This is a genomic window from Zobellella sp. An-6 (assembly GCF_052487945.1).
The window spans coordinates 2997143-3020578 of record NZ_CP199259.1 but is presented as its reverse complement, the minus strand read 5'-3'; the positions used below and the strand labels follow the sequence as shown (position 1 = coordinate 3020578).

The window sequence follows — 23436 nt, the reverse complement described above, 5'->3', positions numbered from 1 at the left end:
GCGGGGAGGCGAAGAACATGACCCCGGTCACGGCCGGGTGGAAGTTTCCGCCGCGCTCTTGTTCTCCGTGCGGAATATTCCATGGCGCAGGCCCCAAGCCGAATTGCCTTGATCCCGTGATGTAGCCTCACTAGACTAGCGCCCGTTATAACAAGAGGTTGTCTATGCAGGTCCGTGATTTCCATTTCGAGCTTCCCGACGAGTTGATCGCCCGCCACCCCATGCCGGAGCGTACCGCCAGCCGGCTGTTGCAGTTGGACGGCAACAGCGGCGCCCTGGTGCACGGCCGCTTCAGCGACATTCTGAATCTGGTCAATCCCGGTGATCTGCTGGTGTTCAACAACACCCGGGTGATACCGGCGCGGCTGTTCGGCCACAAGGCCAGCGGGGGCAGGGTGGAAGTGCTGGTGGAGCGGGTGCTGGACGACAAGCGGGTGCTGGCCCATGTGCGCGCCTCCAAGTCGCCCAAGCCGGGGGCCGAACTGATCCTGGAGCCGGACGTCAGGGCCACCATGCTGGCCCGCCACGACGCCCTGTTCGAAATCGAATTCAACGACCCGCGCACCGTGCTCGAGATCCTGGAGGCGGTGGGCCACATGCCGCTGCCGCCCTATATCGACCGGCCCGACACCGAGGCCGACAAGGAGCGCTACCAGACCGTCTACAACGAAAAGCCGGGCGCCGTGGCGGCCCCCACCGCCGGCCTGCATTTCGACGAGCCGCTGCTGGCCGAGCTCAAGGCCAAGGGCGTCGAGCTGGCCTTTATCACCCTGCACGTGGGCGCCGGCACCTTCCAGCCGGTGCGGGTGGACAATGTGCTCGAGCACCGGATGCACGCCGAATACATAGAGGTGCCGGCCGAGGTGGTGGCGCAGATCGACGCCACCCGTGCCCGGGGCGGCCGGGTGATCGCCGTGGGCACCACCTCGGTGCGCTCCCTGGAAAGCGCCGCCCGGGCCAGCCTGGGCAAGGGCGAGCCGCTCGCCCCCTTCTACGGCGATACCGACATCTTTATCTACCCGGGTTATCGCTTCCAACTGGTGGACGCCATGGTCACCAACTTCCACCTGCCCGAGTCGACCCTGATCATGCTGGTCAGCGCCTTCGCCGGCCACGACCACATCATGGCCGCCTACCGGGCGGCGGTGGCGGAGCGCTATCGCTTTTTCAGCTACGGCGACGCCATGTTTATTACCCGGCAAAGCCAGTGATAATAGGTGAGGCGTGAGGTATGAGGGGCAAAATGTGAGACGTGTAAGATAGTGTTTTTTCACCTCACTCCTCACGATTTACCCCTCACCAGTTTTAAAAATAAGGTCGGACTGTTTCTCCGGCCAGTAGAGGTAACCGATGAAATTTGAACTGCAAACCACCGATGGCCGCGCCCGCCGCGGCCGGCTGATCTTCGACCGGGGCGTGGTGGAAACCCCGGCCTTCATGCCGGTGGGCACCTACGGCACCGTCAAGGGCATGACCCCGGAAGAAGTCACCGCCACCGGCGCCCAGATCCTGCTCGGCAACACCTTCCACCTGTGGATTCGTCCGGGCCAGGAGGTGATGAAGCTGCACGGGGATTTGCACGACTTCATGAACTGGCAGGGCCCCATCCTCACCGACTCCGGCGGCTTCCAGGTATTCAGCCTGGGGGACATCCGCAAGATCACCGAGGAAGGCGTCTACTTCCGCAACCCGGTCAATGGCGACAAGATCTTCCTGGCGCCGGAAACCTCGATGGAGATCCAGTACGATCTGGGCTCCGACATCGTGATGATCATGGACGAATGCACCCCCTATCCGGCCACCTGGGAGGAAGCCAAGAAGTCGATGGAGATGTCCCTGCGCTGGGCCAAACGGTCGCGGGATCACTTCGACAAGCTCGGCAACAAGAATGCCCTGTTCGGCATCATCCAGGGCAGCGTCTACGAGGATCTGCGCGACCAGTCCCTGGAAGGGTTGCTGGACATCGGTTTCGACGGCTATGCGGTGGGCGGCCTGGCGGTGGGCGAGCCCAAGCACGAGATGCACAAGGTGCTGGAGCACACCTGCCCGAAAATCCCGGAAGACAAACCCCGCTACCTGATGGGGGTGGGCAAGCCGGAGGATCTGGTGGAAGGGGTGCGTCGGGGTATCGACATGTTCGACTGCGTGATGCCGACCCGCAACGCCCGCAACGGCCACCTGTTCACCACCGAAGGGGTGGTGAAGATCCGCAACGCCAAGCACAAGACCGACACCGGCCCGCTGGACGCGGATTGCGATTGCTACACCTGCAAGCACTACTCGCGCTCCTACCTGCACCACCTGGACAAGTGCAACGAGATACTGGGTGCGCGTTTAAACACCATTCACAACCTGCGCTACTACCAGCGGGTGATGGAAGGTTTACGTGGAGCCATAGAGCAGGGTAAATTAGACGACTTTGTAGCTGAGTTCTATGGCCGGCAGGACAGACCCGTGCCGCCATTGGGCCAGAGCGCAGTTGAACACGGCGAAGGATAAGAGCGGTGAGAACAGGCAGCAGCTAAGCCGACCGTCACCTGCCAGGGATGGCAGGTGCGAGCCTACAGGGAGGTATTCATGGCGTGGCGGCGTGCTGTGCCTGTTTTCGCCGATGCACTATGCCGGATAACAGCTTTTAACCATCAACGAGGAACCAAAACGAATGGATATTATCTCCAAAGCTTATGCCCAGGGCGGCTCCGCCGGCGGCGGTATGGAAATGATCATCATGCTGGTCGTGTTCGGCCTGATCTTCTACTTCATGATCTTCCGTCCCCAGTCCAAGCGGGTGAAAGAGCACAAGAACCTGATGTCTTCCCTGAGCAAGGGCGACGAGGTGCTGACCAACGGTGGCCTGGTGGGCAAGATCGCCAAGATCTCCACCGAGAACGACTACGTGGTGCTGAGCCTGAGTGAGCAGACCCAAGTGACCATCAAGAAGGACTTTATCACCGCCGTCCTGCCCAAGGGCTCTATCCAGTCCCTCTAATTTCCTATCGAGGAGCACAGCGTGTTAAATCGATATCCGCTGTGGAAATACTTGATGGTGATCTGCGTGATCACCATCAGTTTTCTTTATGCAGCACCCAATCTGTTTGGTGAAGACCCTGCGTTGCAGGTGTCCGGCTCCCGCGGTACCCAGGTGACCCCTGCTGCCCTGACTCAGGCCCAACAGACCCTTGACCAGGCCGGCATCGAGGTGAAGAGCGTCGCCCTGGCCGACAACCAGTTACTCATCCGTTTCCGCAATACCGACGATCAGCTCAGAGGCAAGGACTTGGTGGCCGACGCCTTGGGAGATGGCTACATCACCGCCCTCAACCTGGCACCTTCCACCCCTGCTTGGCTGGAGGCCATCGGCGCCGGCCCGCTCAAACTGGGTCTGGACCTGCGCGGGGGTGTGCACTTCCTGATGGAAGTGGACATGGAAGAAGCCCTCAACCGGGTGCAGGAGCAGATGGTGCAGGACTTCCGCACCGACCTGCGTGAGCAGCGCCTGCGCTATTCCGGCGTGCTGGCCCAGGATGATGGCGCCCTGATGGTGTTCCGCGATGTCGATATTCGCACCCAGGCCATGACCTACCTGCGCGGCCGTTACCCGGACCTGCTGTTCTCCGAGCGGGACAGCGGCGACAACTTCGGCCTGTTTGCGGTGATGAGCGAGCAGCGGCTGAAGGAAGTGAAGGAATACGCCCTGCAGCAGAACATCACCATCATCCGCAACCGGGTCAACGAGCTGGGCGTGGCCGAGCCATTGGTCCAGCGCCAGGGCGCCGAACGCATCGTGGTGCAACTGCCCGGCATCCAGGACACCGCCCGGGCCAAGGAGATCCTCGGCGCCACCGCCACCCTGGAGTTCCGCCTGGTGGATGAGAGTGCCGATGTGGCCGCCGCGGCCGCCGGCCGGGTTCCCCCCAACAGCGATCTGCTGCGTGACAGGGATGGCCGCCCCGTGGTGCTGCAAAAGCGCATCATCCTCACCGGTGAGCATATCGTCGACGCCAGCTCCGGCATGGACGAGTTCAGCCGCCCGCAGGTGAACATCAGCCTGGATGCCCCCGGTGGCAGCCGCATGGCCGACTTTACCAAGGACAACGTGGGCCGGCCCATGGCGACGGTGTTCACCGAGTACAAGCCCACCGACGAGCTGAACGACGATGGTTCCCGCAAGTTCCGCAAGGATCAGGAAGTGATCAACGTGGCCACCATCCAGTCTCGGCTGGGACGCAGCTTCCGCATCACCGGCATCGATTCCATGGCGGAAGCGCAGAACCTGGCACTGCTGCTGCGGGCCGGTGCCCTGATCGCGCCGATCCAGATCGTGGAGGAGCGCACCATAGGCCCGAGCCTGGGACAGCAGAACGTGGAAAACGGCCTGATGGCCATGGTCTACGGTATGCTGGCGGTGGTGCTGTTCATGACCATCTACTACCGCAAGTTCGGTCTGGTAGCCAACGTGGCGCTGCTGGCCAACGTGGTGATCATCATCGGCGTGATGTCGATGGTACCGGGGGCGACCATGACGTTGCCGGGCATCGCCGGCATCGTGCTGACCATCGGCATGTCGGTGGATGCCAACGTGCTGATCTTCGAGCGGATCCGCGAGGAGCTGCGCGACGGGCGTGGGGTGCAGCAGGCGATACACCTGGGTTACGAGAAGGCGCTCAGCACCATTGCCGATGCCAACATCACCACCCTGATCACCGCCGTCATCCTGTTTGCGGTGGGCACGGGCCCGGTCAAAGGCTTCGCCGTGACCCTGATGATCGGTATCCTCGCCTCCATGTTCACCGCCATCGTCGGTACCCGGGCCTTGGTGAACCTGATCTGGGGCGGCAAGCGTCTCAGCAAACTGTCGATATGAGGAAATAACCGATGTTTGAGATCCTCAAGACCAGAGCGTCCATCCGCTTCATGCGCTACTCCAAGGCGGCCACTGTGCTGTCCCTGGTGCTGGTGGCCCTGTGCTTCTTCAGCCTGGCCACCCGCGGCCTGAACTGGGGCCTGGACTTCACCGGCGGCACCGTGGTCGAAGTGGCCTTCGAGCAGGCGGTGGTGCTGGACCAGGTGCGTGACCGCCTCGACGAGGCGGGGCTGCCCGGCGCCACGGTACAGAACTTCGGCACCAGCCGGGACCTGCTGATCCGCCTGGCGCCGCAGGAAAACGTGGACGTGCAGCAGCAGGGCGAATCGGTGCTGGCGGCCATGCAGCAGGTCTCGCCGTCCGCCGAGATGAAACGGCTGGAGTTCGTCGGCCCGGCCATCGGCGAAGAACTGGCCGAACAGGGCGGTCTGGCCATCCTGGTGGCGCTGCTCTGCATCCTGCTGTACGTGGGCATGCGCTTCGAGTGGCGGCTGGCTTCCGGTGCCGTGCTGTCCCTGGCCCACGACGTGATCATTACCCTGGGGGTGTTCTCCTGGCTGCAGATCGAGGTGGACCTGACCATAGTGGCGGCCCTGCTGACGGTGGTGGGTTACTCGCTCAACGATACCATAGTGGTATTCGACCGGGTGCGGGAAAACTTCCGCCGGGTGCGCGATACCACCACCGCGCAGGTGTTCGACGAGGCCATTACCGATACCCTGAGCCGGACCCTGATCACCTCGGCCACCACCCTGGTGGTGGTGGTGGCGCTGTTCCTCAAGGGAGGGGCGCTGATCCACGGTTTTGCCACCGCCCTGTTGCTGGGCATCGGCTTCGGCACCTACTCATCCATCTATATCGCCAGCGCCTGGGCCATGCTGCTCGGGGTGCAGCGGGAGCACATGCTGCCGCCACAGGTGGAAAAGGAAGGGGCGGATCAGGAGCCGCTGCCGTAAGGCATTATTGCAAAGGGGCCCATCGTGCCCCTTTTTATTGTGAAATGCATTTGCAACATGACAAACGTCGTGGAGCTGCATAACATGTGGCCATAATAAGACAAGTTCGGAGCCGACTTGAAAGACAGATTTTTGCTCGGTCCTGTAGCCCTCTTCGGTGTGTTGCTGGCCGGTTGCAGTGCACCCAAGGCGGTGACGCCGACCCTGGTGCTGCCGGTGCCGATGCAGGTTTCCTACGAGAGTGAACTGGGCATCGCCCGCCTGGGGCAGATGCTGACTGCATCCGGCCTGACGCCGGAGCAGCGGGCCGAGCTGTTTTTCCAGCGCGGCGTGGTATTCGACCGGGTGGGCCTGCGGGCCATGGCCCGGCTGGACTTCAATCGTGCCCTGCGCGAAAGGCCCGATTTCGCCGATGCCTACAACCTCAACGGCGTCTATCTGACCCAGAATCAGGAGTTCGATGAAGCCTACGAGGCCTTCGATTCGGCCCTTGAGCTGGCCCCCGATTATACCTACGCCAACCTCAACCGGGGCATCGCCCTCTATTACGGTGGCCGCCCCGGGCTGGCGGCGCGGGATCTGAAAACCTTCCTGGATGAGGATCCGAGCGACCCTTACCGCCTGCTGTGGTGGTACCTGGCGCTGGATCAACTGGACCCCGAGTTCGCCACCGAGCAATTGGCGGCGCACCAACTGCAATATGGCACCGATGAATGGGCCTGGGATATCGTCGGCGTTTACCTCGGCGAGGTGACCGACGAGCAGCTGCTCAACCGTGTCTCGGAGGAGAGCGCGGATAACCAGGAACTGGCCGAGCGGCTGTGCGAGGCCTACTTTTATCTCGCCAAGCAGGCCCAGCGCAACGGCCAGCCGGATCAGGCGGCGGTCTATTTCAAACTGGCCCTGGCCACCAATATCTACGACTTCGTCGAGCACCGCTATTCCCTGCTGGAGCTGGACCTGATCGGCGAACAGGCCCGGCTGCGGCGATAGGAGAGGGGGCCTGCGCCCCCTTTCCTTATTCCACCTCCATCCCTGCCGGCGACGGCAGCCACTCCATGCCCGGCAACTGGTTCCAGTAGCCGTTGCAAAAGCGGGAAGCCAGCCGGTAGGGGCGGGGCTGCCCGGCCTGCTCGGCAAAGCGTCCTATCCACTCCAGGCAGTCGCGGCTGTGGGCGCTGATGCGCACCGCGTCCACCCAGCCGTTCATGCCCGGTACCTCGTTGATCAGGTTGTAGCAGTAGCCCGACTGGGTCTGGATACCGTTGAGGTTGAACACCGGCTGGCCTTCCTGGGTGTTGGCCCGGCGCCCGCTGGGATAGTTGATGCATACCAGCTCGCACTCGTCCTTGGGCCGGTTTTCCGCCCGGGCCGTGAAACAGCGCGCCGAATAGGCCAGGGGCAGGTAGCCGTAGCCGAACACCTCGAGCTGGAAGCGGGCACGCAGGCCTGCTGCCTCCGCCGCCCGGTGGATGTCCCACAGCCAGGCGCGGGACAGCTCCACCGGCGGCACCCAGGTGGTCATGCCCTTGTCCAGCAGCAGCCGCAGGGTATCCAGGTTGTAGACGTTGAGTGCCGGCCCGCCGACGAAGGGCAGGCGGTGCTCATGGGCCAGCTGCACCGCCCCGAGATCGTTGGCTTCTATCTGGAGTTCGCCCTGCTCGCACAGTTTTTTGATGGTGAGCAGCTCCGCCGGCGCCTGGATCAGCGCCAGGGTGGACAGCACCACCTCCTTGCCGGCGGCGGAGAGCTCCCGGGCCAGGTCAAGCCAGTCGGCGGTTTTCAGCTCCCGGCGCTTGGGACAGACGGTTTCGCCCAGGTAGAGGCGCCGGCAGGGGGTGGCCAGGGCGGCCTGGTAGAAATCCTCGACCTGTGCCCTGGGCCAGAAGAACAGCAGGGGTCCGAGATGAAGTTGCATGTCCGCTCCTATTGCCATTTTCGATGATAGGCGCCCAGGGTGGTCTGGTTGCCTTCGGAGACCCCGTCGAGCCGCTGTGACCAGGCCGGCTGAACCTCATAGCCTTCGGGCGCCGGGAGACAGGCATCCAGGGCCTGACGCCAGACCCGGGTGACCTCGGCCACATAGGCGGGGCTGCGCTGGCGACCCTCTATCTTGACCGATTTCACCCCCAGCCGGACCAGGTCGGGAAGCAGGCTCAGGGTATTGAGGCTGGTGGGCTCTTCCAGGGTATGGTAGGGCTTGCCGTCCACCTCGAAGCGGCCCTTGCACAGGGTGGGGTAGCCGGCCTGCTCACCCTCGGCGAAGCGGTCGATCAGCACGCCGTTCAGGCGCGATTCCAGTTGTGCGTCTTTCTCCTCCCAGCGCACGAAACGGGCCGGGGAGCAGGCGCCTACCGTATTGGGGCTTTCCCCGGTAAGGTAGGAGGAGAGGTAGCAGCGGCCCTCGGCCATGATGCACAGGCTGCCGAAGGCGAACACCTCCAGCTCGGCGTCGGTGTCCCTGGCGATCTGGCGCACCTGCTGGATGGACAACACTCGCGGCAGTACCACCCGCCGGACCTTGAAGTTGTCCCGGAAAAAGCGGATGGCGGCGGCGTTGGTGGCGCTGGCCTGCACCGACAGGTGCAGCTCCGCCTGGGGGTAGGTACGGGCGGCATAGGCCAGGATGGCGGTATCGGCGATGATCAGGGCGTCGGCGCCCAGGGCCACGGCCTGATCCACGGCGCCCTGCCAGAGCCCTTCGTTACCCTGGTGGGCGAAGGTGTTGATGGCCACATGCAGCTTGCGGCCGTGCCGGCGCAGGTAGTCCACGCCCTCGTGCAGGCCGCGTTCGGTGAAGTTGAGGCCGGCGAAATGGCGGGCGTTGGTCTGGTCTTTGAAGCCGATATAGACGGCGTCGGCACCCTGATCGACGGCCGCCTTCAACGCCGGCAGGCTGCCGGCGGGACAGAGTAGTTCCATAGCGTTCACTCCGGGTTACAAGGCGGTCAGTCTAAGCAGGGATGGATAAGAGGCATTTGATTTGAAACAAAACAGCCGTGATTTGATTTGGCGCAGGACGACCTTGTCCGGAGCCTGCTTTGATATGCCTTTGTCCCTGGACCAGGCCCCAGGCCGACGCCGAGAAAGGGCCAGAAGATATTGTCAATCGACCGAGAGGAGCCCGTTATGTTGCCCCTGTTATGCCGGACCCTGAGCGAGCGGGGACCGGCCCTACTGCGTACCCCCTTGCGTTATCTGCCCCACCGGCTGCAGACGCCGGTGCTGGAAGCCCTGCTCAACCGCGGGCTGGCCGAGCCCATCAAGGACGGCGAACTGGATTTCCTGGCGCACCGTTGCCTGCAGCTGTGGGTGCCGGATCTGGATTACCGGTTGAGCCTGGGCTTTGCCGGGGGGCGCCTCATCCTGCAGCCGGCCACCGAGGCCGACGTGGTGATCCGTTGCGGGCTGAACGATCTCATCCGGCTCAGCGCCGGCGAGCGGGATCCGGACACCCTGTTCTTCCAGCGCCGGCTGCTGATCACCGGAGATACCGAGCTGGGGCTCGAGTGCAAGAACCTGCTCGACCGGCTGGAGCCGGCCCGCCAACCACCCTGGCTGCAGCGGCTGCTTAGGTTGCTGGCCGGGGTGCTGGCCCAGGCCGGACGCGATCCCCTGCCAAAAGCCGGTACCGGGCTGCAGGATAACACCTGATCCCGCACCGTGACTGTGCTAGAATCTTGCGCCTTAAGCACAGTTGGACCAAGTGGAAATGCTTGAGCAAGTACGCATCGTGCTGGTGAATACCTCGCACACCGGCAACATCGGCTCGGCTGCCCGCGCCATGAAGACCATGGGGCTGGGCGATCTGTGCCTGGTCGATCCGGTTACCCCGCCCGATGGCCAGGCGGTGGCCCTGGCCGCCGGCGCCAGCGACATTCTGGCCAATGCCCGCATAGTGCCCACCCTGGCCGAGGCGGTAGCCGACTGCGGCCTGGTGATCGGTACCAGCGCCCGTTCCCGGACCTGGTCCTGGCCCATGCTCGATGCCCGCGAGGCGGGCGAAAAGGCCATTGCGGAAGCGCCCCGGCACAGGGTGGCGCTGGTATTCGGCCGGGAACGTACCGGGCTGAGCAACGAGGAGTTGCAGCAGTGTCACTATCATGTGGCCATTCCCGCCAACCCGGAATACAGTTCGCTCAACCTGGCGATGGCGGTACAGACTCTGAGCTATGAGGTGCGCATGGCCTGGCTGGCCCGGGAATCCCATCCGGTGGCGGAGCAGGAATACCCGCTGTCGGCGGATCTGGAACGGTTTTACGCGCATCTGGAGCAGACCCTGCTGGACACCGGCTTTATCATCAAGCCGCATCCCGGGCAGGTGATGACCAAGCTGCGCCGGCTGTTTAACCGGGCCAGGCCCGAGTCTCATGAGCTGAACATACTGCGCGGCATCCTGACCTCGGTACAGCGACGGCAAAAGCAGCAGGGGTCCAATAGCTGACTGTTTTAGTAGGATAAATACTTGACTGAAACACTCGGGTATGACACCCTGACGCCATGTCTGGAAACGGTTCAATTACATGAGACTGACATCAAAAGGGCGCTACGCGGTGACCGCCATGCTGGATGTGGCATTGCATGCCGATACCGGTCCGGTGTCCTTGGCTGATATTTCCGAGCGCCAGGGTATTTCCCTGTCTTACCTCGAACAGCTGTTCGCCCGGCTGCGCAAGCAGGGCCTGGTAAGCAGTGTACGCGGGCCCGGTGGCGGCTACCTGCTGGGCATGAAGGCTTCGGCTATCTCGGTGGGGGCGGTGATTGCCGCCGTCGACGAGTCGGTGGATGCCACCAAGTGCCAGGGCAAGGGTGACTGCCACAGCGGCAACCAATGCCTGACCCACTCCCTCTGGTGTGCCCTGAGTGATCGGATCAGTAATTTTCTCGACGGTATCAGCCTGGCGGAACTGGTCAGCCAGAGGGATGTCCGCCGGATTTCCGAACAGCAAGACAGCAATCTGAGCCTGCTGACTCTGGCCGAGCCCGAGCAGCAAGAAGTGAGCCTGAAAGTTCAACTTTAAAATGTCGATGACAAGACTGCCGTACAGGGCAGCGTTGGAATGGAGAATATGATGAAACTGCCCATTTATCTCGACTATGCGGCTACCTGCCCGGTAGACCCACGCGTTGCCGAAAAAATGATGCAATGCCTCACCCTCGACGGTATTTTCGGTAACCCGGCCTCCCGCTCGCACCGCTTCGGCTGGCAGGCGGAAGAGGCGGTGGACATCGCCCGTAACCAGGTTGCTGAGCTGATCAACGCCGATCCGCGCGAGATTGTGTTCACCTCCGGCGCTACCGAGTCCGACAATCTGGCCATCAAGGGCATCGCCAACTTCTACGGCAAGAAGGGCAAGCACATCATTACCTCCAAGACCGAGCACAAGGCGGTCCTGGATCCCTGCCGCCAGCTGGAGCGGGAAGGCTTCGAGGTCACCTACCTGGAGCCCCAGCCCAATGGCCTCTTCTCCCTGGAACAGATCGAAAACGCCATGCGTGACGACACCATACTGGTGAGCATCATGCACGTGAACAACGAAACCGGCGTGATCCAGGACGTCAAGGCCATCGGCGAGCTGTGCCGCAGCCGCAAGATCATGTTCCATGTGGATGCCGCCCAGAGCGCCGGCAAGATTGCCATCGACGTGCAGGACATGAATATCGACCTGTTGTCGCTGTCCGCCCACAAGATTTACGGCCCCAAGGGCATCGGCGCCCTCTACGTATGCCGCAAGCCGCGGGTGCGGCTCGAAGCCCAGATGCACGGGGGCGGCCATGAGCGCGGCATGCGTTCCGGCACCCTGGCCACTCACCAGATAGTGGGCATGGGCGAGGCCTTCCGTATCGCCAAAGAAGAAATGGCCGCCGAGGGCGAGCGTATCCGTGTCCTGCGCGACCGCCTCTACGAAGGCGTGAAGGATATCGAAGAAGTCTATGTCAACGGCGATCTGGAACAGCGGGTGCCCGGTATTCTCAACATCAGCTTCGCCTATGTCGAAGGCGAGTCGCTGATGATGGCGCTCAAGGATCTGGCGGTATCTTCCGGTTCGGCCTGTACTTCCGCCAGCCTGGAGCCGTCCTATGTGCTGCGGGCCCTGGGGCTGAACGACGAACTGGCGCACAGCTCCATCCGTTTCAGCATCGGCCGCTTTACCACCGAAGAGCAGATCGATTACGCCGTACGCCTGGTCAACGAGGCCATCGGCCGCCTGCGCGAGATGTCTCCGTTGTGGGAGATGTTCAAGGACGGCGTGGACCTGGAAAAAGTTGAGTGGGTACACCATTAAGGGTGTCTAACGGATTAAAGGATTGGTGAGGAGTTTTACATCATGGCTTACAGCGAAAAAGTAATTGACCACTACGAGAACCCCCGCAACGTGGGTGGTTTCGACAAGAACGATCCCAACGTGGCCACCGGCATGGTGGGTGCCCCGGCCTGCGGCGATGTGATGAAGCTGCAGCTCAAGATCAGCGACGACGGCATCATCGAGGACGCCAAGTTCAAGACCTACGGCTGTGGCTCCGCCATCGCCTCGAGCTCGCTGATCACCGAATGGGTCAAGGGCAAGAGTCTGGACGAAGCGGCGAGCATCAAGAATACCGATATCGCCGAAGAACTGGCCCTGCCGCCGGTGAAGATCCACTGCTCCATCCTGGCGGAAGATGCCATCAAGGCGGCGATTGACGATTACAAGAAAAAGAAAAACCTGGCGTAAGGCGGAGCAAGCATGGCGATTACCATTACCGACGCGGCAGCCCAACGGGTGCAAACATTCCTGAACAACAGGGGCAAGGGCATCGGCCTGCGGTTGGGCGTGAAGACGTCCGGCTGCTCCGGCCTGGCCTATGTGCTGGAATTCGTGGATGAACTTGCCGAAGGCGATCAGGTCTTCGAACACGGCGAGGTGAAGGTGATCGTCGACAGTAAAAGCCTGGTGTACCTGAACGGTACCGAGCTTGACTTCGTGAAGGAAGGCCTGAACGAAGGCTTCAAGTTCAACAACCCCAATGTCAGCGGGGAATGTGGTTGCGGCGAAAGTTTCAACGTTTAAGGATATCGGCATGAATTACTTTGAGCTGTTTGGCTTGCCGGAGCAATTCGCACTCGATACCCAGACGCTGTCCGACACCTACCGCCAACTGCAGATGCAGTTTCATCCCGACAAGTTCGCCTCCCGCCCAGAGCGGGAGCGCCTGCAGGCGGTGCAGCGCGCGGCCCAGATCAACGACGCCTTCACCACCCTGAAGCAACCCCTGGCCCGCGCCGAGTACCTGCTATCCCTCCACGGCACCGATATCCGTGCCGAACAGCAGACTCTGAAGGACCCCCTGTTCCTGATGCAGCAGATGGAATGGCGCGAACAGCTGGAGGCCATTCCCGAGGCTGGCGACGTCTTCGGCGCCATCCTGGCCTTCGACCGGGAGCTGGCCCGGGTGTCGGCCGAGCTGTTTGGAGAGCTTGAACGGCAACTGGACGCCGGGCAGTGGGACGCCGCCGCCGACGCGGTACGCAAACTCAAATTCATGACCAAGCTGCACGCCGAACTCGAGCGGCTGGAAGACGCGCAGCAGGAACTCTGAACTCCATGGCATTATTACAAATATCCGAACCGGGCCAGAGCGCGGCCCCGCACGAACACAAATGGGCGGTCGGTATCGATCTGGGCACCACCAATTCCCTGGTGGCGGTGGTGCGCAGCGGCCTGGCCGAAACCCTGCCCGACGATCAGGGGCGTGAACTGCTGCCCTCGGTGGTGCACTACCTGGAAGACGGCCTCCGGGTCGGGCACGAGGCCAAGCGCGACGCAGAACTCGATCCCCGGAACACCATCGTCTCGGTCAAGCGGCTGATGGGCAAGGCCCTGGCGGACGTGCCCCGGGCCAAGCTGCCCTACGCTTTCCGCGAGCATGACGGCCTGGTCGAGCTCGACACCGTGCAGGGCCCGGTCAATCCGGTGCAGGTTTCGGCCGAGATCCTCAAGGCCCTGGCCGCCCGGGCCGAAGCGAGCCTGGGCAACCCCATCCAGGGCGCGGTGATCACCGTGCCTGCCTACTTCGACGACGCCCAGCGCCAGGGAACCAAGGACGCGGCCCGGCTGGCCGGCCTCGAAGTGCTGCGGCTGCTCAACGAGCCCACCGCCGCCGCCATCGCCTACGGCCTGGACTCCGGCCAGGAGGGGGTGATCGCGGTCTACGATCTCGGCGGCGGCACCTTCGACATTTCCATACTGCGGCTGCACCGGGGCGTGTTCGAGGTGCTGGCCACCGGGGGGGACTCCGCCCTGGGCGGCGATGACTTCGACCATGCTCTGGCCGACTGGATCCAGGGCCGGGCCGGTATCACCGAGTTGAGCCCGACCCAGCAGCGCAACCTGTTGGATGCGGCCTGTGCCGCCAAGCAGACGCTGACCGACAGCGACAGCATGACGGTCGAGTGGGAAGGCTGGCGGGGGGAACTGACCCGGGCCGAGTTCGACGCCCTGATCCAGCCCTGGGTCAACAAGACCCTGCTGGCCTGCCGCCGGGCCCTGAAGGACGCCGGGGTGACGGCGGCAGAGGTGCTGCAGGTGGTGATGGTGGGCGGCTCCACCCGGGTGCCGCTGGTACGCAGCCGGGTAGGCGATTTCTTCGGCCGCGAGCCCCTGACCAGCCTGGATCCGGACAAGGTGGTGGCCATCGGTGCCGCCATCCAGGCGGACGTGCTGATCGGCAACAAGCCCGACAGCGAGATGCTGCTGCTCGACGTCATCCCCCTGTCATTGGGGCTCGAGACCATGGGCGGCCTGGTGGAAAAAATCATACCGCGTAACACCACCATTCCCGTGGCCCGGGCCCAGGAATTCACCACCTTCAAGGATGGCCAGACCGCCATGGCCATCCACGTGGTGCAGGGTGAGCGGGAACTGGTGGCGGATTGCCGCTCTCTGGCCCGCTTTACCCTGACCGGCATTCCCCCCATGGCGGCCGGCGCCGCCCATATCCGGGTCACCTTCCAGGTGGACGCGGACGGCCTGCTGTCGGTGAGCGCCATGGAAAAATCCTCCGGGGTGCACGCCGGCATAGAGGTCAAGCCCTCCTACGGCCTGAAGGAAGACGACATCGCCACCATGCTGAAGGCCTCCTTCGAGCATGCCAGGGAGGACATCGCCGCCCGCATGCTGGCGGAGCAGAAGGTGGAGGCCGCCCGGGTGATAGAGAACATCGTCAGCGCCCTGCAGGCCGACGGCGACGAACTGCTCGACGAGCGGGAGCGGGCCGGGATAGTGGCTGCCATCGGATCCCTGCAGCGCAGTGCCGAGGGCGACGACCCCGAGGCGATCAAGCAGGCGATAGAAAAGACCGATAAAGAAACCGCCGAATTTGCGTCTCGCCGGATGGATGCATCCATTCGCAAGGCTCTTGCCGGACAACGTGTTGATAAGGTGTAATAATGCCAAAGATTGTTTTTTTGCCTCATGCCGAGTTGTGCCCCGAAGGGGCCGCGCTGGAGGCCAAGCAAGGTGAAACCGTGCTGGACGTGGCCCTGCGCAACGGTATCGCCATCGAGCACGCCTGTGAAAAATCCTGCGCCTGCACCACCTGTCATGTGATAGTGCGCGAGGGCTTCGACTCGCTGGAGGAAAGCAGCGAGCTGGAGGATGACATGCTGGACAAGGCCTGGGGGCTGGAGCCGGAGTCCCGCCTCGGCTGCCAGGCCAGGGTCGCCGACGAGGATCTGGTGGTGGAGATCCCCAAATATACGGTGAACATGGTATCCGAAGGTCACTGACCGGGGAGGGGGTATGAGTCTCAAATGGATAGATAGCCAGGAAATCGCCCTGGCACTGCTGGAGGCCTATCCGGACACGGATCCCAAGACGGTGCGTTTTACCGACTTGCACCAGTGGATCTGCGAGCTGGAAGATTTCGATGACGATCCTGCCCATTCCAACGAACGCATCCTCGAGGCCGTGATCATGGCCTGGATGGATGAATACGAATAAACGTAAGCCGGAAGCCGGCATAAGCTGGAAGAATCAAGATTGACGTCTATCCAAGGCCGTTTATGTTCTAGCTTCTAGCTTCTAGCTTCTAGCTTCTAGCTTCTAGCTTCTAGCTTCTAGCTTCTAGCTTCTAGCTTCTAGCTTCTAGCTTCTAGCTTCTAGCTTCTAGCTTCTAGCTTCTAGCTTCCAGCTTCTAGCTTCCAGCTTCCAGCTTTGTTTCAAGCCACAGTCCGACTGTGGCTTTTTCCGTTTTCTGTCAACAGAATAAGGAAGTGCTATGCCCGCAACCATGAAAGTCATGCTCAGTCATCAAGCCGCCGCCGCCCACTGGGGCGAAAAGGCGCTGCTGAGTTTTTGCGACGACGAAGCCCGGGTCCATGTGACAGACACCGCCGAACTGGTACGCAAGGCCCAGCAGGCGGGGCGCAAGCTCGATGCCATGGGCATCAAACAGGTGGTGTTGGCCGGCGAGGACTGGTCCCTGGAAAGCCGCTGGGCCTTCGCCCAGGGCTTCTACAACGCCAAGGGTGGCCAGGCCCTCGACTTCGGCGCCACCGGGCCCGAGGAGCAGGCCGAGCTGGAGGCCCGCGATCGCGCCTGCCGTTGGGTGCGGGAGATGATCAACGGCACCCCGGAAGATATCTACCCGGCCTCCCTGGCCACCGAAGCCGGCAAGTTCCTCCAGTCCCTGGCGCCCGGGGCGGTGAGCTACCGTACCTACAGCGGCGAGCAACTCAAGGATCTCGGTTATGTGGGTATCTACGAGGTGGGCCGGGGCAGCGAACGTCCGCCCACCCTGCTCGAGCTCGACTTCAACCCCACCGGCAATTCCGAGGCACCGGTGGCGGCCTGTCTGGTGGGCAAGGGCATCACCTTCGACTCCGGCGGCTACAGCATCAAATCTTCCGACGGCATGGCGGTGATGAAGTCCGACATGGGCGGTGCCGCCACCGTCACCGGTGCCCTGGCCCTGGCCATCCAGCGTGGCCTGGGCAAAAGGGTCAAACTGTTCCTGTGCTGTGCCGAGAACCTGGTCTCCGGCCATGCCTACAAACTGGGCGACATCCTCAGCTATAAAAACGGCGTCACCGTCGAAATCCTCAACACCGACGCCGAGGGCCGGCTGGTGCTGGCCGACGGCCTGCTGGCGGCGAGCGAGACCGGTGCCCCCTTCATCCTGGATGCGGCCACCCTGACCGGTGCCGCCAAGATGGCACTCGGCCGGGACTACAACGCCGTGTTCAGCATGAACGACGAGCTGGCCCAGGCCACGGTGCGGGCCGCCCGGGATGAATACGAGAAGGCCTGGCAGTTGCCCCTGGAGCCTTTCCATGTGGGTCAGCTCGGCTCCGCCTTCGCCGACATGGCCAACGTGCACGGCGGCGAGGGCATGGCCGGCGCCTCCACCGCCGCCGCCTTCCTGTCCCGTTTCGTGCCTGAGCAGGGACGAAACTGGGTGCACATGGACTTGTCCGGCTCTTACCAGAAGGCGGCCAACGACCTTTGGGGCACCGGCGGCAAGGGACACGGCGTGCGCACCATCGCCGCCGTGCTGGCCCGGGTCTGCGGGGAGGAGGGGCTATGCTGAAGGTCTGCCTGAGCGCGGCCCCCGCTGACCAGGCCTGGGGCGAGGGCGCGCTGCTGAGTTACGGCGAGCAGAGTGCAGTTGTGCATCTGGGCCCCTTGCCGCTGCGCCGTATCCAGCGCGCCGGCCGCCGGCTCCACGCCCAGGGCGTGCGGCGGGTGGCGCTTACCGGCGACTGGAGCGCCGAGCAGCAATGGGCCTTCGCCCAGGGCTGGATGAGCAGCAAGGACGAGGGCGAACTGTACTGGGCGGGAACCGATGACGCTACCCACCGGCTGCTCGACGCCCGGCTGCGCTGCGCCCGCTGGGTGCGGGCCCAGACCAACGCCACGCCCGAACAACTGAGCCCGGTGGCCCTGGCGGTGGAGGCGGCCAGCTTCCTCACCGAACTGGCGCCCAGCAGGGTCAGCCACCGCATCCTCAAGGGCGAGGCGCTGCGCGAGGCCGGCTTCGTCGGCATCTACCAGGTGGGGCGGGGCAGCGACCGGGAGCCGGTGCTGCTGGAGCTCGACTTCAACCCCGCCGGCGATCGCAAGGCCCCGGTGGCCGCCTGCCTGGTGGGCAAGGGCATCACCTTCGATTCCGGCGGCTATTCCATCAAGGCCTCCGAAGGCATGCTGCACATGAAGGGCGACATGGGCGGGGCGGCTCTGGTCACCGGCGCCCTGGGCCTGGCCATGCTGAGCGGCCTGAACCGGCGGGTCAAGCTGTTCCTGTGTTGCGCCGAGAACCTGATTTCCGGCCATGCCTACAAGCTGGGGGATATCCTCACCTACCAAAACGGCACCAGCGTGGAAATCGTCAATACCGATGCGGAGGGCCGGCTGGTGCTGGCCGATGGCCTGCTGGCGGCAGGGGCCACCGGGGCGCCGCTCATTATCGATGCGGCCACCCTCACCGGCGCCGCCGTGATGGCGGTGGGCCAGGAATACAACGCCCTCTTCGCCCTCGACCAGGCGCTGGCGCAACGGGCCCTGGCCCTGGCCGAGCAGGAGCAGGAACCCCTGTGGCAGTTGCCGCTGGCGCCCTGGCACCGGGAGCAGTGCCCCTCGGCCTACGCCGATACCGCCAACAGCCGACCGGTGAAGGGCGGCGGCCCGGGCGGCGCCTCCAACGCCGCCGGCTTTTTGTCCCGCTTCGTGCCCAACGAAGGACGGGGCTGGCTACACTTCGATTTGGCCGCCGCCTACCGCAACAACGCCGATGCGGACTGGTCCGCGGGCGGTACCGCCCTGGGCCTGCGCACCCTGGCGCGGCTGCTGCTGGAACAAGAGGGCTGAGGCAGTGCATTATGTTGCCTCGATGCAATAAAAATGCTGAACAAGAGTGTTAACTTGGGTGGGCTTTACGTATAATTCGGCCCGTTTTTACCTAGCCCGTTTACTTTAAAGGAACACACATGGCTCTCGAACGTACTTTCTCCATCATCAAGCCTGATGCCGTCGCCAAGAACCTGATCGGTGCCATTTACCAGCGCTTCGAAGCGGCCGGCCTGAAGATCGTCGCCGCCAAAATGGTGCACCTGAGCCGCGAGCAGGCCGAAGGCTTCTACGCCGAACACAGCGCGCGTCCCTTCTTCAAGGCCCTGGTCGATTTCATGACCTCCGGCCCGGTGATGGTACAGGTACTGGAAGGTGAAGACGCCGTGCGTCGCAACCGCGAGATCATGGGCGCCACCAACCCGGCCGACGCCCTGGCCGGCACCCTGCGCGCCGACTACGCCAACAGCATCGACGAGAACGCCGTGCACGGCTCCGATGCGCCGGCGTCCGCCGCCCGCGAAATCGCCTATTTCTTCAGCGACGAAGAAATCTGCCCGCGTACCCGCTAAGCGTCGCGCGCCCCGGCAAAAAAAGGAGCTTCGGCTCCTTTTTTCATGGCCGGCCGGTCCGGTCGCCGGGGCGGTAGCACTGGCAACCGGGTGCTAAACTCTGTACAATTTCGCGCCCTGTGGGCTCTGGTCAAAACGCGAGAGGCAACCGATGAGTGAGACAAAAATAAACCTGCTGGATCTGGATCGTGACGGCATGCGCGAGTTCTTCGCGGAGCTGGGCGAAAAGCCGTTCCGTGCCGATCAGCTGATGAAATGGATCTATCACTTCGGTTGCGACGACTTCGAGCAGATGACCAACATCAACAAGGCGCTGCGAGCCAGGCTGGCCGAGCGGGCCGAGATCCGTGCCCCCGAGATCAGCCGCGAGCAGAAGTCCGCCGACGGTACCATCAAGTGGGCCATGCTGGTGGGCGAGCAAGAGGTGGAGACCGTCTATATTCCCGACGGGGACAGGGCTACCCTGTGCGTCTCCTCCCAGGTGGGCTGCGCCCTGGACTGCAAGTTCTGCTCTACCGCCCAGCAGGGCTTCAACCGCAACCTCAAGGTGTCCGAAATCATCGGCCAGGTGTGGCGTGCCGCCAGCCGGGTGGGGTTCAGCAAGGACACCGGCCGCCGGCCCATCACCAACGTGGTGATGATGGGCATGGGCGAGCCCCTGCTCAACCTGACCAATGTGGTACCGGCCATGCGGCTGATGCTGGAGGACTACGGCTTCGGCCTGTCCAAGCGGCGGGTGACTCTGTCCACCTCGGGCGTGGTGCCGGCGCTGGACAAGCTCGGCGACATGATAGACGTGGCCCTGGCGGTGTCTTTGCATGCGCCCAACGACCGGTTGCGCTCCGAGATCATGCCGATCAACGACAAGTACGATATCGCCACCCTGCTGGACAGCATCAAGCGCTACATCGCCAAGTCCAATGCCAACCAGGGCAAGGTGACCATCGAGTACGTGCTGCTCGATCACGTCAATGACGACATGCAGCACGCCCACGAACTGGCCCAACTGTTGAAGGACCTGCCCTGCAAGATCAACCTGATCCCCTTCAACCCCTTCCCGGGCAACCCTTACGGCAAGCCGAGCAACAGCCGTATCGACCGCTTCAACAAGGTGTTGATGCAGTACGGCAATACCGTGACCATCCGCAAGACCCGGGGTGACGATATCGACGCCGCCTGCGGCCAGTTGGTGGGCGATGTGATCGACAGGACCAAGCGCACCCTGAAAAAACGGATGCAGGAGCAAAGCATATCCGTCACAATGGTTTAAAGAAATACCATGGGTGTGTAACCAAGGGATGCGGAACATCAAGCTATTGCCGGCGATACTGATAGCAGGAGCCTTGGGAGGCTGTGTCAGCGAAACCCGTTACCTGGCCGATGGTCGCCCTTCCCGCGAGCCGTTATTCACTCCGTCGGAGGCGGCGGCGACTCGCATGAATCTTGGGTTGGAGTACCTGCGCCGAGGCGACGTCGAAAAGGCCAAGTTCAATATCGATCGGGCCTTGTCTCAGGATCCCCGCAATCCGGATCTGTACCTCGCCCAGGCTTATTTCTATCAAACCGTGTCCGAATTAGAACTGGCCGAGAAAAGTTATCGCCAGGTGCTTAAACTGTCGCCAAATCATGGAGATGGCCTCAATAATTACGGCGTTTTTCTGTGTCAGAGGGAACGTTTCGAGGAAGCGGATGTCATCTTTAGGAAGGCGGTGAGGGTGCCCGGTTATGTCAAGGTGGCGGATACCTTTGAGAACGCGGCGCTCTGCGCCAAACAACACAATCGGCTTCAAGTGGCGCTTGGTTATTACCGGCGGGCGCTGGAATACAGTCCGGCCAGGTCGGAGTCCCTGCTGGGGGCGGCGGAACTGGCGGTGGCTCGGGGAGAGCAGAGTGAGGCGCTCGATTATCTGGCTCGCTACCGGCGTGAGCATCGACCCAGTGCGCAGAGTTTATGGTTAACAGTGCGTACCGCACAAGCACAGGGCCGAGTGGCGCAAGTCCAGGCGGCCGGCGCCGAGCTGGTACGATTATTTCCGGATTCAGAACAGGCCAGGCGATTCCTAGCAAATGACTATTAATAAAGCAGAACAGCAGCCCCAGGCTGACGCAGTGGTAAAAGCCGGTCCAGGGGCCTTGTTGCGCCATGCCCGGGAGGCCCGAGGATGGACTCAGGCCGAGGTGGCCCGTCGGTTGAACCTGCGGTTGGCGGTGATCGAGTCGATCGACAGTGATCAGTACAAGGCCGGGGTGGCGGTGACCTTCCTGCGGGGCTATGTCAAAGCCTACGCCAAGCTGGTGGGCGTGACCGAGCACGAGGCACTGGCCGCCTTTGACGGCATGAGCGGGGTCGAGCAGATGAAAGTCGCCGCACCCATGCAGAGTTTTTCCAGGAAAACCCGCCAGCAGGCCAGCGACAATTGGCTCAAGCGGGTCAGTTGGCTGGTGCTGCTCGGCCTGGTCGCCTCCCTGGTGTACTGGTGGTGGCAGGACAGCGGCGCCAACTACGTGGAACGGACGCTGGAACCCATCACGCAGCAGCAAGAGCCCGAGCTGCCCCTGCCGGAGCCGTCCGACGAAGTCACCGATGTGCTCCCGCTACCGCAGCCGCAAGAGGCCACAACCGGGCCGGTGGGCGATACCGGCATGGTGCAGCCTGGTGACTCCACCGATAACGCCGCCGCGGCCGGTGAGGTGGTGGCCAGCGATGTCCCCGTTCAGGAGATGACCGCAACCCCGACGGTCGAAGCCGAGTCGGCCGAGCCCCCCGCCGAAACGTCGGCCGAGGAAGCCCCGGCCGAGGAAGCTCCGGCCGAAGCGGACGCCAACCCCCGGCTGCTCAGCCTGCGCTTTAACGATGACTGCTGGATCCAGATCACCGACAGCCGTGGCCAGGTGTTGGCCGAAGGGGTGAAAAGGGCCAACGAGGCGCTGGAGCTGGAAGGAGAGCCTCCTTTCAGGCTGGTGCTGGGTGCCCCCCGGGCGGCCAGTGTCGAATACATGAACCAGGCGGTCGATCTGTCTTCCTTCGGCGCCGGCCGTGTGGCCCGCCTCACCGTACCGCAATCCTGAGCAAATCAAGAGTAGATGATGTCTCAACACCAGTCTCCGATAGTTCGTCGCCCATCCAAACAGATCCGTGTCGGCTCGGTGCTGGTGGGGGGGGATGCCCCCATCAGCGTGCAGACCATGACCAATACCCTCACCACGGACGTGGCGGCCACTCTGGCCCAGATCCGGGCGGTGGAAAAAGCCGGCGCCGACATAGTGCGGGTATCGGTGCCCACCATGGAGGCGGCGGAAGCCTTCAGGGCCATCCGCGCCGGGACTTCCATGCCGTTGGTGGCCGACATTCATTTTGACTACCGCATCGCCCTGCAGGTGGCCGAATACGGTGCCGACTGCCTGCGCATCAACCCCGGTAATATCGGCCGGGAAGACAGGGTGCGGGCGGTGGTGGATTGTGCCCGGGACAAGGGCATTCCCATCCGCATCGGGGTGAACGGCGGCTCCCTGGAAAAGGATCTGCAGGAGAAGTACGGCGAGCCTACACCTGCGGCCTTGGTGGAGTCGGCCCTGCGCCATGTGGACATTCTCGACAAGCTCAACTTCGACCAGTTCAAGGTCAGTGTCAAGGCCTCGGACGTCTTCCTGGCGGTGGGCGCCTACCGGGAGTTGGCCCGGCAAATCGAACAGCCGCTGCACCTGGGCATCACCGAGGCCGGCGGTTTCCGCAGCGGGGCGGTCAAGTCGGCCATCGGCCTCGGCATGCTGCTGGCGGAGGGGATAGGTGACACCTTGCGCATTTCCCTGGCCGCCGATCCGGTGGAAGAGGTCAAGGTCGGCTTCGACATCCTCAAATCCCTGCGCATTCGCTCCCGGGGTATCAACTTCATCGCCTGCCCCTCCTGCTCCCGTCAGGAGTTCGACGTTATCGGCACCGTCAACGCGCTGGAAAGCCGGCTGGAGGACATCGTTACCCCGATGGACGTGTCCATCATCGGCTGCGTGGTCAACGGCCCCGGCGAGGCGCTGATCTCCGATCTGGGGCTGGCCGGCGCCCAGCGCAAGAGCGCCCTGTACGACGGCGGCACCCGGGTCGGCCGGCTCGACAACGGCGCCCTGGTGGACGAGCTGGAAGCCCGTATCCGCGCCAAGGTGGCCAAGTTCGATCCGGCGGGACGCATTCCGGTGCAGTCCCGGGACTGATACTTTCCCTT

25 protein-coding genes are annotated in these 23436 nt (G+C 63.1%); 23 read left to right on the top strand and 2 right to left on the bottom strand.

Going from position 1 to position 23436, the window contains the following annotated elements; genetic code table 11:
• Positions 1-164: 164 nt before the first annotated feature.
• From queA to nlpI, 6 genes are all read left to right on the top strand, one after another.
• Positions 165-1211: a tRNA preQ1(34) S-adenosylmethionine ribosyltransferase-isomerase QueA gene (queA, locus tag ACT7DK_RS14130; RefSeq protein WP_445400208.1), complete on the top strand. Its 1047-nt coding sequence runs from the start codon at positions 165-167 to the stop codon at positions 1209-1211.
• 139 nt (positions 1212-1350) lie between these two features.
• Positions 1351-2499, top strand: coding sequence for a tRNA guanosine(34) transglycosylase Tgt (gene tgt / locus ACT7DK_RS14125; protein ID WP_445400206.1), 1149 nt, complete (start codon positions 1351-1353; stop codon positions 2497-2499).
• Between the two features lie 163 nt (positions 2500-2662).
• Positions 2663-2989 carry a preprotein translocase subunit YajC gene (gene yajC / locus ACT7DK_RS14120; RefSeq protein ID WP_445400204.1) on the top strand — a complete coding sequence of 109 codons (327 nt, stop codon included), beginning with the start codon at positions 2663-2665 and terminating at the stop codon, positions 2987-2989.
• A 21-nt stretch (positions 2990-3010) separates the two neighbouring features.
• The gene (gene secD / locus ACT7DK_RS14115) at positions 3011-4864 is read left to right on the top strand and encodes a protein translocase subunit SecD (protein ID WP_445400202.1); all 1854 of its coding nucleotides are present in this window, start codon (positions 3011-3013) and stop codon (positions 4862-4864) included.
• Positions 4865-4875: 11 nt separating this feature from the next.
• Positions 4876-5820 (top strand): protein translocase subunit SecF, encoded by a 945-nt coding sequence (secF, locus tag ACT7DK_RS14110; protein ID WP_445400200.1) that lies wholly within the window; start codon positions 4876-4878, stop codon positions 5818-5820.
• A 117-nt stretch (positions 5821-5937) separates the two neighbouring features.
• Positions 5938-6813 carry a lipoprotein NlpI gene (gene nlpI / locus ACT7DK_RS14105; protein ID WP_445400198.1) on the top strand — a complete coding sequence of 292 codons (876 nt, stop codon included), beginning with the start codon at positions 5938-5940 and terminating at the stop codon, positions 6811-6813.
• A 25-nt stretch (positions 6814-6838) separates the two neighbouring features.
• Here nlpI and ACT7DK_RS14100 read toward each other — a convergent pair whose 3' ends face one another.
• Together ACT7DK_RS14100 and ubiU are read right to left on the bottom strand one after the other, a co-directional pair.
• Positions 6839-7738: a U32 family peptidase gene (locus tag ACT7DK_RS14100; protein ID WP_445400196.1), complete on the bottom strand. Its 900-nt coding sequence runs from the start codon at positions 7736-7738 to the stop codon at positions 6839-6841.
• 8 nt (positions 7739-7746) lie between these two features.
• Positions 7747-8742 carry a ubiquinone anaerobic biosynthesis protein UbiU gene (gene ubiU / locus ACT7DK_RS14095; RefSeq protein ID WP_445400194.1) on the bottom strand — a complete coding sequence of 332 codons (996 nt, stop codon included), beginning with the start codon at positions 8740-8742 and terminating at the stop codon, positions 7747-7749.
• A gap of 207 nt (positions 8743-8949) precedes the next feature.
• Here ubiU and ubiT point away from each other — a divergent pair, with 207 nt between their 5' ends.
• The 17 genes from ubiT to ispG all read left to right on the top strand — a co-directional run bounded on the left by ubiT (position 8950) and on the right by ispG (position 23425).
• A complete protein-coding gene (ubiT, locus tag ACT7DK_RS14090) occupies positions 8950-9474 on the top strand; it encodes a ubiquinone anaerobic biosynthesis accessory factor UbiT (protein ID WP_445400192.1) in 525 nt (174 codons plus the stop codon).
• A 58-nt stretch (positions 9475-9532) separates the two neighbouring features.
• The gene (gene trmJ, locus ACT7DK_RS14085; protein ID WP_445400190.1) at positions 9533-10264 is read left to right on the top strand and encodes a tRNA (cytosine(32)/uridine(32)-2'-O)-methyltransferase TrmJ; all 732 of its coding nucleotides are present in this window, start codon (positions 9533-9535) and stop codon (positions 10262-10264) included.
• Between the two features lie 79 nt (positions 10265-10343).
• Entirely contained in the window at positions 10344-10841 is a 498-nt protein-coding gene (iscR, locus tag ACT7DK_RS14080) for a Fe-S cluster assembly transcriptional regulator IscR (RefSeq protein WP_445400188.1), read from the top strand.
• A 51-nt stretch (positions 10842-10892) separates the two neighbouring features.
• Positions 10893-12107: an IscS subfamily cysteine desulfurase gene (locus tag ACT7DK_RS14075; RefSeq protein ID WP_445400187.1), complete on the top strand. Its 1215-nt coding sequence runs from the start codon at positions 10893-10895 to the stop codon at positions 12105-12107.
• A gap of 42 nt (positions 12108-12149) precedes the next feature.
• Positions 12150-12536, top strand: coding sequence for a Fe-S cluster assembly scaffold IscU (gene iscU / locus ACT7DK_RS14070; RefSeq protein WP_445400185.1), 387 nt, complete (start codon positions 12150-12152; stop codon positions 12534-12536).
• Between the two features lie 12 nt (positions 12537-12548).
• Positions 12549-12872, top strand: a complete 324-nt coding sequence (gene iscA, locus ACT7DK_RS14065; protein WP_445400183.1) for an iron-sulfur cluster assembly protein IscA — start codon at positions 12549-12551, stop codon at positions 12870-12872.
• Positions 12873-12882: 10 nt separating this feature from the next.
• On the top strand, positions 12883-13401 hold the full coding sequence (gene hscB / locus ACT7DK_RS14060; protein WP_445400181.1) for a co-chaperone HscB: 519 nt from the start codon (positions 12883-12885) through the stop codon (positions 13399-13401).
• A 5-nt stretch (positions 13402-13406) separates the two neighbouring features.
• Positions 13407-15248, top strand: coding sequence for a Fe-S protein assembly chaperone HscA (gene hscA, locus ACT7DK_RS14055; protein WP_445400179.1), 1842 nt, complete (start codon positions 13407-13409; stop codon positions 15246-15248).
• 2 nt (positions 15249-15250) lie between these two features.
• Positions 15251-15589: an ISC system 2Fe-2S type ferredoxin gene (gene fdx, locus ACT7DK_RS14050; RefSeq protein WP_445400177.1), complete on the top strand. Its 339-nt coding sequence runs from the start codon at positions 15251-15253 to the stop codon at positions 15587-15589.
• Between the two features lie 13 nt (positions 15590-15602).
• The gene (iscX, locus tag ACT7DK_RS14045) at positions 15603-15803 is read left to right on the top strand and encodes a Fe-S cluster assembly protein IscX (protein WP_445400175.1); all 201 of its coding nucleotides are present in this window, start codon (positions 15603-15605) and stop codon (positions 15801-15803) included.
• Positions 15804-16080: 277 nt separating this feature from the next.
• A complete protein-coding gene (gene pepB / locus ACT7DK_RS14040) occupies positions 16081-17391 on the top strand; it encodes an aminopeptidase PepB (protein ID WP_445400173.1) in 1311 nt (436 codons plus the stop codon).
• On the top strand, positions 17388-18668 hold the full coding sequence (gene pepB, locus ACT7DK_RS14035) for an aminopeptidase PepB (protein ID WP_445402364.1): 1281 nt from the start codon (positions 17388-17390) through the stop codon (positions 18666-18668). The genes pepB (ACT7DK_RS14040) and pepB (ACT7DK_RS14035) overlap by 4 nt, the downstream gene beginning before the upstream one ends.
• A gap of 119 nt (positions 18669-18787) precedes the next feature.
• Positions 18788-19219 (top strand): nucleoside-diphosphate kinase, encoded by a 432-nt coding sequence (gene ndk / locus ACT7DK_RS14030; protein WP_445400171.1) that lies wholly within the window; start codon positions 18788-18790, stop codon positions 19217-19219.
• 151 nt (positions 19220-19370) lie between these two features.
• Positions 19371-20489 carry a bifunctional tRNA (adenosine(37)-C2)-methyltransferase TrmG/ribosomal RNA large subunit methyltransferase RlmN gene (locus ACT7DK_RS14025; protein ID WP_445400169.1) on the top strand — a complete coding sequence of 373 codons (1119 nt, stop codon included), beginning with the start codon at positions 19371-19373 and terminating at the stop codon, positions 20487-20489.
• A gap of 28 nt (positions 20490-20517) precedes the next feature.
• Complete coding sequence (gene pilW / locus ACT7DK_RS14020; RefSeq protein WP_445400167.1) at positions 20518-21297, top strand: type IV pilus biogenesis/stability protein PilW; 780 nt, start codon at positions 20518-20520, stop codon at positions 21295-21297.
• Positions 21287-22288 (top strand): cytoskeleton protein RodZ, encoded by a 1002-nt coding sequence (gene rodZ / locus ACT7DK_RS14015; protein WP_445400165.1) that lies wholly within the window; start codon positions 21287-21289, stop codon positions 22286-22288. The genes pilW and rodZ overlap by 11 nt, the downstream gene beginning before the upstream one ends.
• An 18-nt stretch (positions 22289-22306) precedes the next feature.
• Entirely contained in the window at positions 22307-23425 is a 1119-nt protein-coding gene (gene ispG, locus ACT7DK_RS14010) for a flavodoxin-dependent (E)-4-hydroxy-3-methylbut-2-enyl-diphosphate synthase (RefSeq protein ID WP_445402362.1), read from the top strand.
• Positions 23426-23436: the final 11 nt, after the last annotated feature.

Excerpts from the sequence above, each read along its gene's own strand:
- queA (WP_445400208.1), top strand. The coding sequence starts at position 165 with ATGCAGGTCCGTGATTTCCATTTCGAGCTTCCCGACGAGTTGATCGCC.
- tgt (WP_445400206.1), top strand. The coding sequence starts at position 1,351 with ATGAAATTTGAACTGCAAACCACCGATGGCCGCGCCCGCCGCGGCCGG.
- yajC (WP_445400204.1), top strand. The coding sequence starts at position 2,663 with ATGGATATTATCTCCAAAGCTTATGCCCAGGGCGGCTCCGCCGGCGGC.
- secF (WP_445400200.1), top strand. The coding sequence starts at position 4,876 with ATGTTTGAGATCCTCAAGACCAGAGCGTCCATCCGCTTCATGCGCTAC.
- ACT7DK_RS14100 (WP_445400196.1), bottom strand. The coding sequence starts at position 7,738 with ATGCAACTTCATCTCGGACCCCTGCTGTTCTTCTGGCCCAGGGCACAG.
- ubiU (WP_445400194.1), bottom strand. The coding sequence starts at position 8,742 with ATGGAACTACTCTGTCCCGCCGGCAGCCTGCCGGCGTTGAAGGCGGCC.
- ubiT (WP_445400192.1), top strand. The coding sequence starts at position 8,950 with ATGTTGCCCCTGTTATGCCGGACCCTGAGCGAGCGGGGACCGGCCCTA.
- trmJ (WP_445400190.1), top strand. The coding sequence starts at position 9,533 with ATGCTTGAGCAAGTACGCATCGTGCTGGTGAATACCTCGCACACCGGC.
- iscR (WP_445400188.1), top strand. The coding sequence starts at position 10,344 with ATGAGACTGACATCAAAAGGGCGCTACGCGGTGACCGCCATGCTGGAT.
- ACT7DK_RS14075 (WP_445400187.1), top strand. The coding sequence starts at position 10,893 with ATGAAACTGCCCATTTATCTCGACTATGCGGCTACCTGCCCGGTAGAC.
- iscU (WP_445400185.1), top strand. The coding sequence starts at position 12,150 with ATGGCTTACAGCGAAAAAGTAATTGACCACTACGAGAACCCCCGCAAC.
- iscA (WP_445400183.1), top strand. The coding sequence starts at position 12,549 with ATGGCGATTACCATTACCGACGCGGCAGCCCAACGGGTGCAAACATTC.
- hscB (WP_445400181.1), top strand. The coding sequence starts at position 12,883 with ATGAATTACTTTGAGCTGTTTGGCTTGCCGGAGCAATTCGCACTCGAT.
- hscA (WP_445400179.1), top strand. The coding sequence starts at position 13,407 with ATGGCATTATTACAAATATCCGAACCGGGCCAGAGCGCGGCCCCGCAC.
- fdx (WP_445400177.1), top strand. The coding sequence starts at position 15,251 with ATGCCAAAGATTGTTTTTTTGCCTCATGCCGAGTTGTGCCCCGAAGGG.
- iscX (WP_445400175.1), top strand. The coding sequence starts at position 15,603 with ATGAGTCTCAAATGGATAGATAGCCAGGAAATCGCCCTGGCACTGCTG.
- pepB (WP_445400173.1), top strand. The coding sequence starts at position 16,081 with ATGCCCGCAACCATGAAAGTCATGCTCAGTCATCAAGCCGCCGCCGCC.
- ndk (WP_445400171.1), top strand. The coding sequence starts at position 18,788 with ATGGCTCTCGAACGTACTTTCTCCATCATCAAGCCTGATGCCGTCGCC.
- ACT7DK_RS14025 (WP_445400169.1), top strand. The coding sequence starts at position 19,371 with ATGAGTGAGACAAAAATAAACCTGCTGGATCTGGATCGTGACGGCATG.
- pilW (WP_445400167.1), top strand. The coding sequence starts at position 20,518 with ATGCGGAACATCAAGCTATTGCCGGCGATACTGATAGCAGGAGCCTTG.
- rodZ (WP_445400165.1), top strand. The coding sequence starts at position 21,287 with ATGACTATTAATAAAGCAGAACAGCAGCCCCAGGCTGACGCAGTGGTA.
- ispG (WP_445402362.1), top strand. The coding sequence starts at position 22,307 with ATGTCTCAACACCAGTCTCCGATAGTTCGTCGCCCATCCAAACAGATC.